Raw genomic sequence first — 18,428 nt, 5'->3', positions numbered from 1 at the left:
GCCTTATTGGTGATTCTGTTGCTTGACGGTGAGGGCCACGCGCTTGATGCCGGCCTTGTGCAGATCGTCCGCCACGGACACCACATCGGCGTACTTGAGGTCTTTGTCGGCCGAGATGGCCACCGGCCGGTCGGCACCGGCCAGCATGGCGGCAACCTGCGCCGCCAGGGTGCTGCGTGATTCCACTGCCGTCACCTTGTCGCCATCCTTGATTTGCAGCTTGTCACCGGCATCCAGCACCACTTCCAGCGGTGGAACATCCAGCGCCGCCGCCTGCGATACGCTGGGAACCTGGATGACACCGGGGGTGAACATGGGAGCAGTCACCATGAAAATGACCAGCAACACCAGCATGACGTCGATGTAAGGCACCACGTTCATCTGGTTCATTTGACGGCGGGGGCGGCGGTTGAGCATGGAGGTCCAGACTTGAGTTCGGCTTGCCATCATAGCACCGCAGCCATAAAGGCCCGATGACAAACATCTTGCTTAACAAAAAAGGGGTCTGACCCGTTGCCACATCAGAAAGTTCTTATCAAGCCAAGGGATCAGACGAGCGCCTACAGCCGGGTACACAGTGTCAGGCCGTCACCAATCGGCAGTACGCAATGGCGGATGCGCACATCCTGCTGCAGGCGGGCATTGAAGGCATGCATCAGGTGGACACCGGGCGGGTCCTCCGGGCGTGGCGACACCACCCGGCCGGACAGGAAGATGTTGTCGATGGCGATGACGCCACCGGGGCGTACCAGTTGCAGGCAGGCTTCAAAATAGTCCTGGTAGGACGGCTTGTCCGCGTCGATGAACACCAGATCGAACTGACCGGCCTGCCCCTCTGCCAGCAACTGCTGCAAGGTCTGCAAGGCTGGTCGCAGTTCCAGGCGGATGCGCGCGGCCACCCCGGCGCGCTGCCAGTAGTCGCGGGCGATACGGGTAAATTCATCACTCACATCGCAGGCGACGATCTGGCCATCTTCCGGCATGGCCAAGGCCGCGGCCAGCGTGCTGTAACCGGTGAACACGCCGATTTCCAGATAGCGGCGCACGCCCATCAGCTGTACCAGCCAGCCCATGAACTGCCCTTGTTCGGGCGCGATCTGCATCTTGGCCATGCGATGGCCGGCGGTGAATTCGCGCAGTTCGCGCATTACCGGGTGCTCGGTCAGGCCAATGGCCATCAGGTAATCATGCAAGGTGCCGTCCAGCGGCACGGTACGACTGGTCATGGATACTCTCGGGAAAATGACAAAACGCCCGCTGGCAGCGCCGGGCCGACGGGGTGGGCCATCGGTGGCAACAGGGGGCGTTCGGGAATGGCCACGGCGCAAGCCGGGCCGGGACTGCTTATTCCGGCTGGTAGACGTAGGGCTTTTGCGGCACGCGGGACTCTTTCCAGCGGCGCTGGTCGTCCAGGTTGACCTTGCGGTCCCACAGGGTGAGGCGCAGTTCGCGGCGCTGCTGGTCTACTTCCGGATGCTTGTCCAGAAATTCGCTCATGAATTTGGTGAAATCGGACTGGTACATGGTATTCCCCTGGCTATGATCGCAGGATTCTAATCGATAAGCGCCGGCACTGACCACGGTCTTGCCGGATATTTGGCCGCCGGGCGGCACAAACACCACAGCAGCAGCTAGCCGCGCGGAATATCCGGTGCCTTGTCGCCGTACATCTTGCGGTCGGCCACGTCCAGCAGTTCTTCGATCAGCATGCCGTCTTCCGGATAATAGGCCACGCCGATGCTGACCCCCAGCTCGATGCTGTGGCCATCTACCTCATAGGGCTGCTGGATGGCGTGTTTCAGTCGTTCGACAACCCGGTCTGCCTCGCGATTGGACTCCACATCCTCCATCAGCAGCACGAACTCATCCCCCCCAGCCGGGCCACGGTGTCTTGATTGCGCATGATGGCCAGGATGCGCGCGGCAATCAGCTGCAAAACCTTGTCGCCGGTGGCGTGGCCATAGCTGTCGTTCACCGGCTTGAAGCGATCCATGTCCAGGAACAGCACCGCCAGGCGCCGCTCGCTGCGGTTAAGGCGTGAGATGGCATGCTGCAGACGGTCATAAAACAGGTTGCGGTTGGCCAGGCCGGTGAGGCGGTCGTGATTGGCCAGATAAAACAGATGGCTTTCGCGCCGCTCCTGCCGCGACAACAGTCCCCAGTAAAAGCGCAGCCCGAAACCGAGTAACAATAAAACCAGCAATGACTGGCACAGGATGACGGCACGCTCGAAGCCGCTAAGCAGGTACCAGCCCAATTGCCAGTGCAGACGCAGGGTCAGCGGCTGCGACTCACTGCCCACGGCGCGTTCCAGTTGCAGCTGCGGAAAGCCAAGGGTTTCCAGCCAGCCATGCGGCGTGCCGGCAATATCCACATAGGCAGGCAAGCGGGCGGCCTGTGGGCCTCTGGCCAGAATCTGCAGGCTCAGACCGGCAGGCAGGGCGGTATCGTCCGGGCGCAGGTAATCGGAGCGCAGCATCAGGGCGACAAACTGATCCGGCGGCTGGCCGCGCAGCAAGAGTGTGCTGCTGTTGACCGGCTGCAGCAGCAGATGACCGCGAAACCCCTCGCGCAGGATGAAGGACGCCGACATGGCGGCACGGCCAAAACGGCGCGCATCCTGCAAGGCTGCCTGCAAACGCAGATCATGCGAGATATCGGTGCCCAGCAGCGGACGTACCGCCTGATTCAGCGGCAGGATGGACACCACCGGGTAATACTCCGCGCTTAGCGGCAAGGGATAGATCACCGACTGCTGAGGCAGTTGGTAGGCATGCAGCTTGAAATCACTGCCCCATTGCGCCTGCATCTGCTGTGTCCAGCCTGGCAGATCCTGATGGCGGACGCGCTGAATGCGCTCCAGCGACACCAGTTGTGGATAGCGCTCGGCCATCTGGCGCACGAATACCTGCTCCTGCTCGCCGGCTTGCTGGTGATCGAGCATGGTGAAGGCGGCATAGCTGTCCAGAATGGTTGCGTTGACCAGCAGCTTCTGGTTGAGCTGCTCGGACAGGCGCACGCCCAGCATGTCGAACTCCTGCTCGGCACTGATGACGGCACGGCTGAGAAAAGCCATGGAAATCAGCGCGCTCAGCAGCAGCCAAAGCAGTACACATGCCAGAGTGGCCAGTTTTATCCGCATGGAGCAAGGGAGGGCAGAAGGGAGAAAAGGCGATTCTATAGAAAGGGCGACCTGCTAGCCCAAGGAATTCTGCCACAGTCGAAAATATAAGTAATTATACCTAGTCGCATTTGTCCTTACTACAAAGCCCTGGCGCTAGCTGTATAAACTAGCTGCTATTTTGACGCAATGCAGCACGGATGGCAGGCAATTGGCGGCGGCTGACCAACAGTGGCTGGGCAATGTCGCGCAGGCTGACGCCCCACTGCTCATCCGCCCCCTCTCCCAGCCGCAAAAGCGCCTGCAGCGCATGACGCATCACCAGGCAGTTGCGGTGAATGCGCAGCACGCTGTCGTCCAGTCGCTGCTCCAGCGCCACCAGTGAATCATCCAGCAGGTATTCATCATCCGCCGTCACCAGACTGATGTATTTTTGCTCGGCTTTCAGATAGCGCACGGCGGAAAAAGGAATGTTGAGCAAACGGTCACGATGTCGCACCGTGAAATGGGCTTCGATGACAGGGCGCTTGCCACAGCGCAGCGCGGCCTTCTCCAGCGCCTGGCGCAAGCGCTCCAGCCTGACCGGCTTGAGCAGATAATCAGCCGCATCCAGTTCGAATGCGTCCACGGCGTATTGTTCATGCGCGGTGGTGAACACCAGTTGCGGTGCCAACGGCAACTGGCGCAGCCTGCGCGCCAGTTCGACTCCACTGATGCCGGGCATGGAAATATCCAGTAACAGCACGTCCACCATCTGGCGCGCCAGCCACTGGCTGGCTGCTTTGGCATCCGCCAGCGCCGCCACCGTGGTGGCACCACATTGTGCCACCTGCCCCACCATGCGTTCGCGTGCCAGCGGTTCATCATCCACCACCAGTACACGCAGGCCGTTCAAAGCACCCATTGCGGCTTGCCCAGTTTCTCTACCAGTTGTCGCCAAGCCTTGAGAATCTTCTGGAACTTGTTGTTGGTGGGGGCCAGTTCACGCACTTGCACCAGCATGTCGTAGGCGCGGCGCATATGGCTTTCGTGCCAGCCATTGCCATGCACATAGGCCATGGTGGCGTTGGCCAGGTTAAGCATCACCTGCACATTGTGCGGCATTTCCTCATGGGCTTTGACAAAGCGATCGATGGCCTGCTCAAAGCGGCCGGCTTGCGCCTCGCGTACCGCCTGGTTGTTGAGTTCCAGCACCGACTGCACGTTTTCGGCAATCAGTTGACGCCCCATGTCGCCCAGCCCCACTTCCTCGAACAGGCCGCCAATGGTGGAGAGCAACTCTTCGTTGTCGTGATTGTTGCGCACCAGATCGCGCATGGCGGCATTGCCGGTGTCCTGTTTGCCCTGGGCATAGCAGGCACGGGCAAATTCCATTTGCGCCTCGGCCGGCAGATTGCTGCCCAGCTTCTGGTAGGCGGCCTCGGCCTCGGCCAGCAGGGCGCGTGCCTTGTCGCGGTTGCCCAGCTTGGTCTGCAACTGGCTGTCAATCACGCTGCACATCCATTCGCCGGCTTCGTTGTAGCGGTAGTCACGGCGCAGATTGCCCAGCGTGCGGGCCGCCGTGCCGGTTTCCCCCCGTGCCATCTGCACCCGCGCCAGCATGGCGTAATGGGTGGGGCTGCGGTGCCAGGTGTATTTGGCGATATTGAGGGTTTCTTCGCTGGCCGCCTCGGCGGTTTCCAGGTCCTTGTTGAGCATGGCCACTTCGGCCAGTTGTTTTTGCCGGCGCAGCACCACCGGCGACAGGGTGGTGGCCTTTTCCAGGGTGCTTTGTGCGCCGGGCAGGTCGTGATGGATGCGGTGCAGCTTGGCCAGCCAGTCATAGGCTTCCATCACTCTTTCATTATCGGCCAGCACTTCTTCAAACAGCAGCTTGGCTTCGTCGTAGGCTTTCAGGCCGGTGAGCGACTTGGCCAGACCCAGCTTGGCCCAGGCCAGCGGCTTGAGGCGCAGCACTTCCATGTAGAGATTGCGCGCGGTGTCGAAGTCGCCGATTTTCTGGGCCAGGCTGCCCTTGAGCTTCATGAAGTCCAGCGTAAACTCGCCACGCTGGCTGATCTTGCGGCTACAGGCATCAATGGCAGCCAGGTATTCGTGCCGCATGATGGCTTCATCCACCATGCGGAAGGCCTCGCGTCGCCGCATGGCTTTTTCCAGCCGCTGACTGAGCACCTCGCCGGTGAAGGGCTTGAGCAGGTAGTCATCCGGTGCCAGCTCGGCAGCGGAGATTACCCGTTGCGCCCGCCGCTCGCCGGTGACAATCATGAACACGCAGGACTGCTTGATCAGATTGCGTTCCTTGACCTCCTCAAACAGATAGAGGCCGTCGTAGCCATTCCCCAGGTCGTAGTCGCACAGCACCACGTCGAATTCGAACTTGGCCATCTTGGCCAGTGCATCGCCGGCCTTGCTGGCGTACTCAACCTTGTCAGCGCCGAAGGAGGCCAGGGTCATGGCCAGCGCGCGCTGCATCTCCGGCAGGCTGTCGATGATCAGGAACAGCCGGCTGGAGTATGGGTCCTCGTAGGGACGCCGGCTTGACTCGGCACTGCCCTGCCCGGCAGTCAGGCTCTGGTAGGTGGTGGAAGGTAGCTTGTCACTCATGGCGTCATCATCGACCAGCCTGGCTGGAATGTCATTGTTCGGCGGTCAGTTTGGCATAACGCAAATCCAGCCACTTCAACCCGTGTTCGGCAAAATTGATTTGCAGGCGCACATCATTGCCACTGCCCTCGGCATTAATCACCACGCCAGCGCCGAATTTGGCATGACTGACGCCCTGACCAATACGAAAGCCCTGCAGCGACATGGTGCTGGCCGGCGCGCTGGCTTCCTCCAGCCAGGGTGCGCGGCGTGGACTTGCCTGCGGTACAGGTTTCACTGTAGCAGACAGTACCCGAACCAGCTCGGCGGGAATTTCCTCGACAAAGCGCGAACGGATGGGATAGCGGCTCTGGCCGTGCAGCATGCGGCTCTGCGCGCAGCTCAGGTACAAGCGCTTGCGGGCGCGGGTGACGGCCACGTACATCAGGCGACGCTCTTCCTCCAGGCCCTTGCTGTCGTTCATGCTGTTTTCGTGCGGGAACAGTCCTTCTTCCAGACCGGAGACAAACACCGCGTCGAACTCCAGGCCCTTGGCGGCATGCACCGTCATCAGTTGCAGCGCGTCCTCGCCGGCTTCGGCCTGATGCTCGCCCGCTTCCAGACTGGCCGCACTGAGGAATTCGACAATGGCCAGCTCTGGCTGATCCGGGAAGAAACCGGCTGCGGCGCTCACCAGTTCGTCCAGGTTGGCCAGTCGTTCTTCGCCTTCTTTCTTGTCCTGCTCGTACATGGCGCGCAGGCCGGAGTGGTCGATGATCAGGCTGACGGTTTCCGCCAGCGTCATGGCACTGCTCTTGTTGCGCAGGGCTTCGATCAGCAGCACAAACTCGCCCAGCTTGGCGGCGGTACGGCCACCGCCGGCGGCGCAGCAGGCCTGCCACAGGGTGACGCCCTGCTCACGGCTGATGGCTTGCAGGTTTTCCACGGTGCGGGCACCGATGCCGCGCGCCGGCACATTGATGACACGCAACAGGGCGTTGTCGTCATCCGGGTTGCTGACCAGGCGCAGATAGGCCAGCGCATGCTTGACTTCCTGGCGCTCGAAAAAGCGCAGGCCGCCATAAATGCGGTAAGGCAACTGGGCATTCACCAATACATGTTCCAGCACCCGAGACTGCGCGTTGGAACGATACAGGATGGCCATGTCGGACAGATTCATGCCCTCGCGCTGCAGGTTCTTCACCTCGTCGATGATGAACTGGGCTTCATCGCCATCGGAGTAGGCTTCGTACAGGCGGATCTGCTCGCCCTCGCCCGCGTCGGTCCACAGATTCTTGCCCAGGCGGCCATCGTTGCGCTCGATCAGGGCATTAGCGGCATTGAGGATGGTGCCCACCGAGCGGTAGTTCTGCTCCAGCCGCACCGGCTCGGCCACCTGGAAGTCGCTCAGCAAGGCGCGCATATTGCCCACTTCGGCACCGCGGAAGGCGTAGATGGACTGGTCGTCATCGCCCACGGCAAACAGCACGTTGTGCTCGCCGGACAACAGCTTGAGCCAGGCGTATTGCAGGCGGTTGGTATCCTGGAACTCGTCCACCAGGATATGGCGGAAGCGGCCCTGATAATGGGCGCGCAAGGCGGCATTGGCTTGTAGCAGTTCGTAACTGCGCAGCAGCAGCTCGGCAAAATCCACCACGCCTTCGCGGCGGCACTGGGCATCGTAGGCGGCATACAATTCCACCAGCTTGGCTTCGTAGGGATTCAAGGCGGGTGGCAGACGGTCGGCCCGCAGCCCGGCTTCCTTGTTGCCGTTGATGAAGCTTTGCACCGCACGCGGCGGATATTTCTCGTCCGACAGCTCCAGGCTTTTGAGCAGGCGTTTGATGGCGGCTTGCTGGTCGGCGGAATCCAGAATCTGGAACGCCTGCGGCAGGCCGGCATCGCGGTAGTGGGCACGCAAGAAGCGGTTGCACAGGCCGTGGAAAGTGCCAATCCACATGGTGCGCACATTCACCGGCACCATGGCACCCAGCCGGGTATGCATTTCCCGCGCCGCCTTGTTGGTAAAGGTGACGGCCAGAATGCCGGAGGGATTGACCTGACCGGTGGCAATCAGCCAGGCAATGCGGGTGGTCAGTACCCGTGTCTTGCCACTGCCCGCGCCTGCCAGTACCAGCGCACTTTTGGCCGGCCAGGTGACGGCACGCAGCTGTTCATTATTCAATCCGGCTAAAAGCTCACTCATGACAGGTATTTCTTCTGGGCGTGGTTGATGGACGCATTTTACACCAGCTGGCCGGCATACCGTGGCCAGGTATGCGACAGGCCACAGGCGGCTGCGGTCGCTGTGCTTGCCTGCGGTGTCGGCCAGGGGTTAATTTCGCTGAAACCATCTCCCACTGCCACCATGCATCTACGCCTGTCTTTCCGCTTGGCCCTGCTGTTGTCACTCCCCGCCCATGCCGCCGGACTGACCGCCTATACCGAACATGTGCCGCCGCTGACCTACCAGCAAGACGGGCAGATCAGGGGCTATGCCAGCGAGCTGCTGACCACCATGGCAGGCAAGGCGGGCCTGACGCTCCGCCAGCAGCTGCTTCCCTGGCCACGCGCCTATGTCACGGTGCTAAACACGCCGGATAGCGTGCTGTACAGCACGGTACGCACGCCGGAACGGGAACAGCAGTTCCGCTGGCTTGGGCCCATTGGCAAGCGGCGGGTTTATCTGTACCGGCTGGCCGTGCGTAATGACATTCAGTTGACAACGCCAGGACAATTGCAGCAATGGCGTATTGGTGCCGTGCGTGGCTCGGCCTCACAAACACAGTTGCAGCAACTGGGTTTAAGGCCGGGCATCGAACAAGACAACGCACCGGATGATGCCAGCAATCTGGCCAAGCTGCGGCTGGGCAGGGTGGACATGATTGCCATGCTGGACTGGGCCATGTACTGGCAACTGCAGCAGGCGGGCATCAGCAGCCAGCAGATCAGGCCGGTTGCGCTGCTGGATGGCCAGGAGCAGTACTGGTTTGCGCTGAACCGGCAGACGGCCGCCAGCACCATCACCCGGCTGCAAAATGCGCTGCGCGGGCTGGAACACAGCGGGTTTGTAGCGCAGTTGCAGCAGAAATACCTGGGGCCGGATAAGCAGACCGCCGCGCTGCCGGATTTCAGTCAACAGTTTCAGTCGGCCCGTTGGCGCCCGCTGCAGCGGCATCGCTAGCTGCCGCCAGGCGAGGGGCTAGGGATCAAGCCAGGGTATTGATGGTGCGCCCCAAGGTGCTGAGGCCCTCGCCAACTGCCGTCAGCCCATGTGCCACCGCGCTACCGGTGGCACCGGCACCGCTGCTCAAGCCGCTGCCGGCGGCCTTGGCGGCAGAGTCCAGTTCGGCCACCACGGCTTTTGCTCCCTGACGCAATACGCTGTAGGCCGTGAGGCCAGGTGTTACGGCGGCAACGCCACTGATTGTGCTCATCTCGTTCTCCCCATACCGTTTTTACTTTTTTGATACCAGCGTTGGCTGGCGTGTAAATTTACGTTATGCGGTGTTAAGACAATCAGCCATTTGCTTTACATTTTCTTACCTTGTTTTTTAATCAATAACGCTAATTAACCAGCGGTAAAAATACAATAAAAGGAGTAATTAAAGAAACAGGGAGCGGTAAAATGAAAACACTGCTGACTCAATTATCGATCTGCCTGACATTTACCAGCCTGCTTAGTGGCTGCGCCTCTTCGCCACAAACACTGGTTACGGCACCCGTACATATCAGACCGCAATTCACTCCGGTGGCACTGGAAGATAGTCCCGGCTCCATTTATCAGCCAAACAAGGCCATGCTGCTATTTGAAGAGCCGATTGCCAGCCGTGTTGGCGATGCACTCAAAATCAATATTGCCGAGAACCTTTCCTCCAGCAACAATGCCAATACCTCGACCAGCCGCACATCCACCATTTCCGAATCCGGGCCGGGTGCGCTTTCATCCATGGGTGGTTTGCTGAAGGAAATCTTTGATTACAGCGGCAAAGCAACGGGCAGCAGCAGCCTGAAAGGCACCGGCCAGGTGACGAATGCCAACCAGATCAGCGGCAGCCTGATGGTTTCAGTCACCGATATATTGCCCAACGGTTATCTGGCCGTGGCCGGTGAAAAAGCCGTGGCCGCCAGTGGTAATACCACGCTGCTGCGCTTTTCCGGCATTGTGAACAAGCGCGATATCAAGGTGGGCAATGTGGTGTCGTCCAATGATGTGGGCGATGCCCGCATCGAGCAGATCGTGAACGGGGTGGCCAGCGACGTGGCCTCACGGACTGCGGCACAGAGCTTCTTCGCCGGGCTGATCAATTTCTGGTAGTCGCGCCAGCTCTTTTGGCTACATCTTGTTCAAAGCGGGCAGCCCCATTGGCTGCCTCGCCCCCTGCTTGCCACTGCGCCATATTGTCACTGGAGAACATCTTGTTCAGCAGCGGTGACAGCTTTTTGCCAGTGGAACTCCACTTGTCATAGGCCATGCCATCCAGCCGATAGGCCGCATTGGCCAGCACCTTGCCGTTTTTCTTGAGTAAAAGATTGATATCGGTAATATACGGGCGCAATTCGTCGCTAAACATGGGGGAACCCCATTGGGTGAGCACGGTGTAATACAAAATGGCTTCGCAATTGCCTGGCGCATTGCCCACTGCATAAATCCGGCTTTCAATTTCCCGTTCGCGCAACTGCTTTTGCAATTCAGGAATGAAATCGGAAACAATTACACTGGAATTAATCTCGATACAGATATTGCGCAGCTCATCATGTGGATGTGCCATGCCATTGGTACTGGTATTGGGTGCCATATTGGCAATCGAGGTCACTGCGGTACTGGCCAGTTGCACCCCGGCAACCAATGGGGAAGTGATCAGGCTACAAGCACTTAATGTCAGCGCGGCAGGTGCAATCATGAAACGCAGCAGATATTTCACCTTCTTACTCGCCAGACAATTAAAACAGAGCAACCCTAGCAGCAAAAGAAAATGCCCCGAAGGGCATTTACAGACATTTACACGATGAAATGCATCAGGCTGCTAGCGGCTTATTTCTTGACCCCCAGCTCACGCAGGCGCTCATCCAGATAACTGCCGGCGGTGTGGCGTTCCGACAGCACCACCTCCGGGCGCGGGTGCAGGAACAGCGGCAGCGACACCCGGCTGTTACGCGCAGCCTCCCCTTGCGGATTCACCACCCGGTGCTGTGTCGATGGATAGTAGCCTTGCGAGGCTTCCTGCAGCATGTCGCCGATATTGATGATGAGCATGCCGAAATCACAGGGTACATCCACCCAGTTGCCCGCCTTGTCCTGTACTTGCAGGCCGGGTTCGTTGGCCGCCGGCAGGATGGTAAGCAGATTGATGTCGCCATGTGCCGCTGCGCGCAGGGAGCCTGCCGGTTCGTCCCCGCGCAGTGGTGGATAACGCAGCACGCGCAGCAGGGTTTGCTGGCTGTGTTCAATCATGGCGGACAGCGGCTGGCTGTACTGTGCGGCGATCGCGGCTGGCGTGTGCGCCTGCACCCAGCCCAGCAGCTCACGCGCCAGGGCATTGGCGCTGTCGTAATAACGGCGGGCATCATCGGCCAACGACGGCGGCACGCGGCCCCAGGGGTAGATGTGGAAGTATTCCTTGATGTCCTTCAGGCTGGCACCCTTGGCCGTTTCCGAAATGTCGGGGGAAAAATAACCGTCCTGCTTCTCCACGGAAAAGGCGTAATCGTGTTTTTGCGGACTGTTGAAGAAGGCCAACCAGTCAGCATAGATTTTTTCCACCAGTTGCTGGTCGATGGGGTGATTCACCAGCACGCCAAAACCGGTTTCGTGCAGGGAACGGGTAAATTGCGCGGCAGCATCGGCGGCGCGGTAGTCGACAACGCGGACGTTCATGCGAGGGAATCCTTACGGAAGGTGGCCGTCAGGCAAGATCGGGACGGACCACGGCGGCGGATTCTACCCCTGCCGTCGCAGCAGGCAAAGCGCCACGGTGGAATCTCAGGGCAAGGCCACCCATGGCGGGCCGGCTGGTTGCGGGGTCAGCACCACCGCACCCGCTTCGGCCAGCATGGCCAGCCGCCAGAACAGGTAGCTGTCCGGCACCAAGGCGCTGCGGTGCTGCCCCATGATGCCGCCCACCAGACGCACCGCTGCCTGTGCGCCATCACGGCGCAAGGCCTCCAGCAAGGCGGCGTCGAAACAATCGGCCGGCTGCTGCTGTAGCTGGCCGTGGTGCAGTTCGCGCCAGCCGGCGGCGGCCTGCTGCCAGTGCTCCCATTCGGCGGCAAGGCGCTGGCGCTCTGCCGGCTCGACTGGCCGGGAACTGCCGATCAACTGCTGTATTTCCTGCTGGCCGCACATGCCCATGGCGATATGGCCATTGTGCTGGATTGCCACCTTGCCACTGGCCTCTACCAACGACAGCGGCTGACTGGCGTGGGCGTGGGCGCACACCATGGCCAGCAGCAAGCGGTCATGCGCGCCATTGCCCAGCCACAGGCAAAGCGGCTGGCGCTGGACAAACACGCGGAACAACTGCTTGCGACAGTGCCAGTAGTCCTTGAGAAAGGCTTCGTCGATGTCCGGCAGCCAGCGCATGGACCACCAGATGCGGTTCCACCACGCCACCCGCGCCTGCGGGTCGATGGCATCGGCATCGGCCAGCGGGCCATGGGCGAAGTCTTCCACCACCTCCAGCACCTCATCGCCCGGCAGCAGGGTGCGCAAGGCCTGGGCGGCTGAAGGGCCGGTCAGCAGGTGCACGGTGGGCTGGGTCACACGCGCTGGTCCATGTCGAGGGCCGGCATGGCACCTTCCACCGTTTGCGCCACCACGCGGGCCGGCACGCCCGCCACCGTGGCATGCGGCGGCACGTCTTCCAGCACCACGCTGCCGGCACCCACCTTGGCACAGTCGCCCACGCGGATATTGCCCAGCACGGCGGCACCGGCACCCAGCATCACGCCATCGCCGATCTTGGGGTGACGATCGCCCCGGTCCTTGCCGGAGCCGCCCAGCGTCACGCCGTGCAGGATGGAAACATTATTGCCGATGACCGCGGTTTCACCGACGACCAGTCCGGTGCCGTGGTCCAGCATCACCCCCTGGCCGATACGCGCTGCCGGATGAATGTCGGCACCGGTGACTTCCGAAATGCGGTTCTGCAAGAACAGCGCCAGGGTCTTGCGCTGCTGTTGCCACAGCCAGTGGGTGATGCGCTGGCTTTGCAGCGCATGGAAGCCCTTGAAGTACAGCAAGGGCGTGGAATAGCTGTCACAGGCCGGGTCGCGCTCGAAACAGGCGCGGATGTCGGCCCGTGCCGAGGCACTGATGGCCGGGTCGGATGCCAGCGCCTCGCGGAACAGTTCCATCAGTGCGCGCGCGTCCATCACCGGGCTGGCCAGCTTGCTGGACAAGTGAAAGGCCAGCACGTCTTCCAGCGTGCTGTGCCGCAAAACCGTCATGTGCAGGAAGCTGGCCAGCATCGGTTCGTCACGCGCGGCCTGCTCGGCTTCCTGCAGAATGGCGAGCCACAGGGCGTCGCCGGAATCTTGCTTCATGCTTGTTACTCCATTACCACGCGGCCCGGACCATGCCGGGCCGGTGCTTACAACAGGACCACGTCAAACTGTTCCTGGGTATAGGTGGATTCCACCGACAGCGAAATCGGCTTGCCGATGAAGTCCACCAGCATGGCCAGGCTTTGCGATTCCTCGTCGAGGAACATGTCGATCACCGGCTGTGCCGCCAGGATGCGATAGCCCTTGGCATCGAACTGGCGCGCCTCGCGCACGATTTCGCGCTGCACCTCGTAACACACGGTCTGGGCGGTCTTGATTTCGCCACGGCCCTGGCAGGTGGGGCAGGGTTCGCACAACACATGCGCCAGGCTCTCGCGGGTGCGCTTGCGGGTGATTTCCACCAGCCCCAGGCTGGTGAAGCCGTTGAGGGTGACGCGGGTACGGTCGCGCGCCAGTGCCTTGGCCACTTCGCTCAGTACCGCAGTCTGGTGTTCTTCATTGTCCATGTCGATGAAATCGACAATGATGATGCCGCCCAGATTACGCAGCCGTAGCTGGCGGGCAATGGCCTGGGTGGCTTCCAGATTGGTCTTGAAGATGGTTTCGTCAAAATTGCGGTTGCCGACAAAGCCGCCGGTGTTGACATCGATGGTGGTCATCGCTTCGGTCTGGTCGATGATCAGGTAGCCGCCAAACTTCAGGTTCACCCGCCGCGACAATGCCTTGTCGATTTCCGCCTCGATGGAAAACAGCTCGAACAGTGGCCGTTCGCCCGAATAGCGCTCGATCTTGCGCACGGCGGACTGCACGTATTGCTCGGCAAATTCCACCATGCGGCTGTAGTTTTCAGTCGAGTCGACAATCACGTGCTCGGTGGTGTCGCTCACCATGTCGCGCAGCACGCGCACCGCCAGCGGCAGGTCTTCGTACAGCAGGCTTTGCGCCGGCAGGTGCTGCGATTTGTGGCGGATGTCGGCCCACAGCTTGGACAGGTATTCGATGTCAGCCTGCAGCTCGGTATCGGTGGCGGTTTCCGCGCTGGTGCGGATGATGTAGCCACGCGGCGTGCTGGGCGGCAGCAGCTTTTCCAGCCGCGCCTTCAGGCTGTGGCGTTCCGACTCGCTCTCGATCTTTTGCGAGATGCCGATGTGTTCTTCCTGCGGCAGATGCACCAGGAAACGCCCGGCCAGCGAGATTTGCGTGGACAGCCGCGCACCCTTGGTGCCGATCGGGTCCTTGATCACCTGTACCAGCACGGTCTGGCCTTCGAACAGCATTTTCTCAATGCGCTGCGGCTCGGTGGGATGCTGACGCTGTTCCAGCACATCGGCGATATGCAGGAAAGCCGCCCGTTCCAGGCCGATTTCGATGAAGGCGCTCTGCATGCCGGGCAGCACGCGCTTGACCTGGCCCAGATAGATATTGCCGACAATACCGCGGCTGGCGGCGCGTTCCACGTGCAGCTCCTGCACGATGGAGTCCTCCAGCACCGCCACGCGGGTTTCCTGCGGGGTGATGTTGACGAGGATTTGTTCCTTGGGGCGCTGGATGTCGCGCGGCAGCGGAATGGACTGATGCAGCATGGTCTTACCTCCGCTCAAGGGAATGAGTGGCCGAACAGGCCCAGCAGTTCGGCAGTTTCAAACATCGGCAGGCCCATCACGCCGGTATAGCTGCCGGCGATATGGTCGATGAACACCGCGGCCAGGCCCTGGATGCCATAAGCACCGGCCTTGTCAAACGGCTCACCGCTGTCGATATAGCGCTGGATGTCGCTGTCGCTCAGCACACGGAAATGCACTTCGGTGATGCTGGTGCGCAGTTCGACCCGCTCATCCTGCCGCACGGCCACGCTGGTGACCACCTGATGGCTGCGGCCGGAAAACGCCCGCAGCATGCGTGCGGCGTCGGCGGCATCGGCCGGCTTGCCAAAGATTTCCCCCTCCAGCACCACGGTGGTGTCGGCCGACAGCAGCGGGCGCGACGGCAGTCCGCAGTTCTGCACCACGGCCCAACCGGCAGCCGCTTTTTCGCGTGCCAGGCGCTCGGTATAGGCGACGGCGTTTTCACCGGGCAGTACCGATTCGTCGATGTCGGCGTGGATGCGTTCCAGATGCACGCCCAGCTGTTCCAGCAGTTCGCGACGACGCGGGCTGCCGGATGCCAGGTAAATACGGGTATCGCTTGGGGTCATGATGTTGTCGCTGCCATTGTTATCAATATTTATGAGCTGCAAGGGTAGCAGAGCGGCCCCTGGCCCACCATCTGCTGCACTGCAAAAGGTGCCCGGCTACGTAGCTGCACCTACGCAAAACGCCCTGCGACAAGGCAGGGCGTTTGCTGGTTCATGGCATGGTCAGACCTTGGTCAGACTCAGGCCAGACGGCCGTGGCACTGCTTGTATTTTTTACCGCTGCCGCAGGGACAAGGGTCGTTGCGGCTCACGCGCAGGCCTTGCTCGGCCAGCGCTTCGGGCGACAGCGGGTTGTCTTCATCGTCGTTCTCGCCCAGCGAAGAGCCCGGCTCGGCATGCTGCATTTCGTAGTCGCCATGCTGATGCGGCTCGACTGCGTCCACATCTTCCTGACCGCGAATCTGCACCGTCATCAGCACGTTTACCACGCTGCGCTTGATGCGCTCCAGCATGTCGGCAAACAGCTCAAACGCTTCGCGCTTGTATTCCTGCTTCGGGTTCTTCTGCGCATAGCCGCGCAGGTGAATGCCCTGACGCAGATGGTCCATGGCGGCCAGATGTTCGCGCCAGTGGGTATCCAGCATTTGCAGTACCAGGCTGCGTTCAAACTGGCGCATCACTTGCTCGCCAGCCAGATCCACCTTGGCCTGATAGGCATCGGCAGCCTGCTGGATGATGCGGGCCTTGATGTCCGGAATGTCCAGTGTGGATTCGGCCTTGATCCAGTCGGCCACCGGGGCGGCCAGCTGGAATTCGGCTTCCAGGGTTTTCTCCAGGCCCACCAGGTCCCACTGCTCTTCCATGGATTCCGGCGGCAGGTGCAGGTCGACCAGGTCGGACAGCACACCTTCACGCATGTTGATCACCACGGCGCTGACGTCTTCATCCTGCAGGATGTCGTTGCGCTGCTGGTAGATCACCTTGCGCTGGTCATTGGCCACGTCATCGTATTCCAGCAATTGCTTGCGGATGTCGAAGTTGCGGCCTTCCACCTTGCGCTGGGCGTTTTCGATGGAACGCGATACCCACGGGTGTTCGATGGCTTCGCCGTCCGGCATTTTCAGGCGGTCCATGATGGCGGCCACGCGGTCGGAGGCAAAAATGCGCAGCAGCGGGTCTTCCAGGCTCAGGTAGAAGCGGGAGGAACCCGGATCGCCCTGACGGCCGGAACGGCCACGCAACTGGTTGTCGATACGGCGCGATTCATGACGCTCGGTACCGATGATGTGCAGGCCGCCTGCGGCCAGCACCGCGTCGTGACGCAGCTTCCACTCGGCGCGGATGGCTTCGATGCGGGCGTTCTGCTCGTCTTCAGACAGGCTGTCGTCCTTCTGTACCGCGCGGATTTCCGGTTCCGGATTGCCACCCAGCACGATGTCGGTACCACGACCGGCCATATTGGTGGCCACGGTGATCACGCCCGGACGACCGGCCTGCACCACGATGTCGGCTTCACGCGCATGTTCCTTGGCGTTCAGCACATTGTGCGGCAGCTTGGCCTGCTTGAGCAGCTCGGCAATCAGCTCGGAGTTTTCGATGCTGGTGGTACCCACCAGCACCGGCTGGCCACGCTCGTGGCAGTCCTTGATGTCGGCCAGGATGGCGTCGTACTTCTCGCGGGAAGAACGATATACCTTGTCCTGCGCGTCCTTGCGCTGCATCGGACGGTTGGTGGGGATCACCACCGTTTCCAGGCCGTAGATGCTCTGGAATTCGTAGGCTTCAGTGTCGGCGGTGCCGGTCATGCCGGACAGCTTGCCGTACAGGCGGAAGTAGTTCTGGAAGGTAATGGACGCCAGGGTCTGGTTTTCGCGGTTGATTTCCACGCCTTCCTTGGCTTCCACCGCCTGGTGCAGGCCTTCGGACCAACGACGGCCTGCCATCAGGCGGCCGGTGAATTCATCCACGATCACCACTTCACCATCCTGCACCACGTAGTGCTGGTCCAGATGGAAGAGCGAATGGGCGCGCAAGGCGGCCATCAGGTGGTGCATCAGGGTGATGTTGGTGGCGGAATACAGGCTGTCGCCTTCCTTCAGCATGCCCAGTTGTACCAGGATGTCTTCGCAGTGTTCGTGACCGGCTTCGGACAACAGCACGCTATGGGCTTTTTCATCCACCCAGTAGTCACCCTCGCCGTCCTCGGTTTCCTGGCGCTTGAGCAGCGGCGGTACCGCGTTCATGCGCTGGTACATGTCGATATTGTCTTCGGCCGGGCCGGAGATGATCAGCGGGGTACGCGCTTCGTCAATCAGGATGGAGTCCACTTCGTCGACCACGGCAAAGGCCAGCTTGCGCTGCACCTTCTCGCCGGTGGTGAACACCATGTTGTCGCGCAGGTAGTCAAAACCGAATTCGTTATTGGTGCCGTAAGTGATGTCGCAGGCATAGGCGGCTTGCTTGTCATCATGCGCCATCTGCGACAGGTTCACGCCCACGGTCAGGCCGAGGAAGTTGTACAGGCGGCCCATGATGCCGGCGTCACGGCTGGCCAGGTAGTCGTTGACGGTGATGACATGCACGCCGTTGCCGGTCAGTGCATTCAGGTATACCGGCAGGGTGCCCACCAGGGTTTTACCTTCACCGGTACGCATTTCGGCAATCTTGCCATGGTGCAGCACCATGCCGCCGATCAGCTGCACATCGAAGTGGCGCATGCCCAGCACGCGGCGCGAGGCCTCGCGGCAGACGGCAAAGGCCTCCGGCAGGATACTGTCCAGCGTTGCGCCCTCAGCGAGGCGCTTTTTGAACTCGGCGGTTTTTCCCGCCAAAGCCTCGTCGGACAGCGCTTTCATGCCATCTTCGAGGGCATTGATGCGCGCCACTTCCTGACGATACTGCTTCAGCAGACGGTCGTTGCGGCTGCCAAATACTTTCTTGAGTAGCGAGGAAATCATGTATTCCAATCCAGAGGCCCGGACGGGCCGACAAAACAAAATAGGCGAAAGTGTAGCACATCCGCGAGACTAGGTTATGGGGGCGAGCTTGCGCTGAATCAAGCCATGGCAGCCAAATTTGTCGCCA

At 60.9% G+C, this 18,428-nt stretch carries 16 protein-coding genes and 1 pseudogene; 2 read left to right on the top strand and 15 right to left on the bottom strand.

Annotated features, from left to right (window positions below; all coding sequences use genetic code 11):
• Positions 1–3: 3 nt before the first annotated feature.
• The 7 genes and pseudogenes from DLM_RS21435 to uvrD form a co-directional block, all read right to left on the bottom strand.
• The gene (locus tag DLM_RS21435; protein WP_089082876.1) at positions 4–417 is read right to left on the bottom strand and encodes a biopolymer transporter ExbD; all 414 of its coding nucleotides are present in this window, start codon (positions 415–417) and stop codon (positions 4–6) included.
• A gap of 143 nt (positions 418–560) precedes the next feature.
• A complete protein-coding gene (locus tag DLM_RS21430; protein ID WP_089082877.1) occupies positions 561–1,226 on the bottom strand; it encodes a class I SAM-dependent methyltransferase in 666 nt (221 codons plus the stop codon).
• 118 nt (positions 1,227–1,344) lie between these two features.
• Positions 1,345–1,524, bottom strand: coding sequence for a DUF3460 family protein (locus tag DLM_RS21425; protein ID WP_045846552.1), 180 nt, complete (start codon positions 1,522–1,524; stop codon positions 1,345–1,347).
• 107 nt (positions 1,525–1,631) lie between these two features.
• A pseudogene (locus DLM_RS21415) lies at positions 1,632–2,893 on the bottom strand (diguanylate cyclase domain-containing protein).
• Between the two features lie 397 nt (positions 2,894–3,290).
• Positions 3,291–4,025 carry a LytR/AlgR family response regulator transcription factor gene (locus DLM_RS21410; protein WP_089082879.1) on the bottom strand — a complete coding sequence of 245 codons (735 nt, stop codon included), beginning with the start codon at positions 4,023–4,025 and terminating at the stop codon, positions 3,291–3,293.
• The gene (locus DLM_RS21405; RefSeq protein ID WP_089082880.1) at positions 4,013–5,725 is read right to left on the bottom strand and encodes a response regulator; all 1,713 of its coding nucleotides are present in this window, start codon (positions 5,723–5,725) and stop codon (positions 4,013–4,015) included. Before DLM_RS21405 ends, DLM_RS21410 begins: the two co-directional genes overlap by 13 nt.
• A 31-nt stretch (positions 5,726–5,756) precedes the next feature.
• Positions 5,757–7,910, bottom strand: a complete 2,154-nt coding sequence (gene uvrD, locus DLM_RS21400; RefSeq protein ID WP_089082881.1) for a DNA helicase II — start codon at positions 7,908–7,910, stop codon at positions 5,757–5,759.
• Positions 7,911–7,937: 27 nt separating this feature from the next.
• Between uvrD and DLM_RS21395 the strand changes: the two genes are divergently transcribed.
• Entirely contained in the window at positions 7,938–8,888 is a 951-nt protein-coding gene (locus DLM_RS21395; protein WP_089082882.1) for a substrate-binding periplasmic protein, read from the top strand.
• A 25-nt stretch (positions 8,889–8,913) separates the two neighbouring features.
• Here the strand turns inward: DLM_RS21395 and DLM_RS21390 are convergent, their stop codons facing one another.
• Positions 8,914–9,141 (bottom strand): hypothetical protein, encoded by a 228-nt coding sequence (locus tag DLM_RS21390; protein WP_089082883.1) that lies wholly within the window; start codon positions 9,139–9,141, stop codon positions 8,914–8,916.
• A gap of 191 nt (positions 9,142–9,332) precedes the next feature.
• On the opposite strand from DLM_RS21390, the gene DLM_RS21385 reads away from it, so the two are divergent.
• Positions 9,333–10,022 carry a flagellar basal body L-ring protein FlgH gene (locus tag DLM_RS21385; RefSeq protein ID WP_089082884.1) on the top strand — a complete coding sequence of 230 codons (690 nt, stop codon included), beginning with the start codon at positions 9,333–9,335 and terminating at the stop codon, positions 10,020–10,022.
• Here DLM_RS21385 and DLM_RS21380 read toward each other — a convergent pair.
• From DLM_RS21380 to secA, 7 genes are all read right to left on the bottom strand, one after another.
• Positions 10,009–10,629, bottom strand: a complete 621-nt coding sequence (locus DLM_RS21380; RefSeq protein WP_089082885.1) for a cell division protein FtsI — start codon at positions 10,627–10,629, stop codon at positions 10,009–10,011. The two genes, DLM_RS21385 and DLM_RS21380, sit on opposite strands and share 14 nt — an antisense overlap.
• 110 nt (positions 10,630–10,739) lie before the next feature.
• A complete protein-coding gene (locus DLM_RS21375) occupies positions 10,740–11,582 on the bottom strand; it encodes an isopenicillin N synthase family dioxygenase (RefSeq protein WP_089082886.1) in 843 nt (280 codons plus the stop codon).
• A 105-nt stretch (positions 11,583–11,687) separates the two neighbouring features.
• On the bottom strand, positions 11,688–12,467 hold the full coding sequence (locus DLM_RS21370) for a DUF3658 domain-containing protein (protein ID WP_089082887.1): 780 nt from the start codon (positions 12,465–12,467) through the stop codon (positions 11,688–11,690).
• Complete coding sequence (gene cysE, locus DLM_RS21365; protein ID WP_089082888.1) at positions 12,464–13,249, bottom strand: serine O-acetyltransferase; 786 nt, start codon at positions 13,247–13,249, stop codon at positions 12,464–12,466. Before cysE ends, DLM_RS21370 begins: the two co-directional genes overlap by 4 nt.
• A 47-nt stretch (positions 13,250–13,296) precedes the next feature.
• Complete coding sequence (gene rng / locus DLM_RS21360; RefSeq protein WP_045846438.1) at positions 13,297–14,793, bottom strand: ribonuclease G; 1,497 nt, start codon at positions 14,791–14,793, stop codon at positions 13,297–13,299.
• Between the two features lie 14 nt (positions 14,794–14,807).
• Complete coding sequence (locus DLM_RS21355) at positions 14,808–15,404, bottom strand: Maf family protein (RefSeq protein WP_089083030.1); 597 nt, start codon at positions 15,402–15,404, stop codon at positions 14,808–14,810.
• Positions 15,405–15,583: 179 nt separating this feature from the next.
• Entirely contained in the window at positions 15,584–18,301 is a 2,718-nt protein-coding gene (gene secA / locus DLM_RS21350; RefSeq protein WP_089082889.1) for a preprotein translocase subunit SecA, read from the bottom strand.
• Positions 18,302–18,428 lie beyond the last annotated feature (127 nt).

The organism is Aquitalea magnusonii, assembly GCF_002217795.2.
GTDB lineage: Bacteria > Pseudomonadota > Gammaproteobacteria > Burkholderiales > Chromobacteriaceae > Aquitalea > Aquitalea magnusonii_B.
The sequence above is the reverse complement of the archived record's forward strand: the minus strand, read 5'-3'. Positions and strand labels throughout refer to the sequence as shown.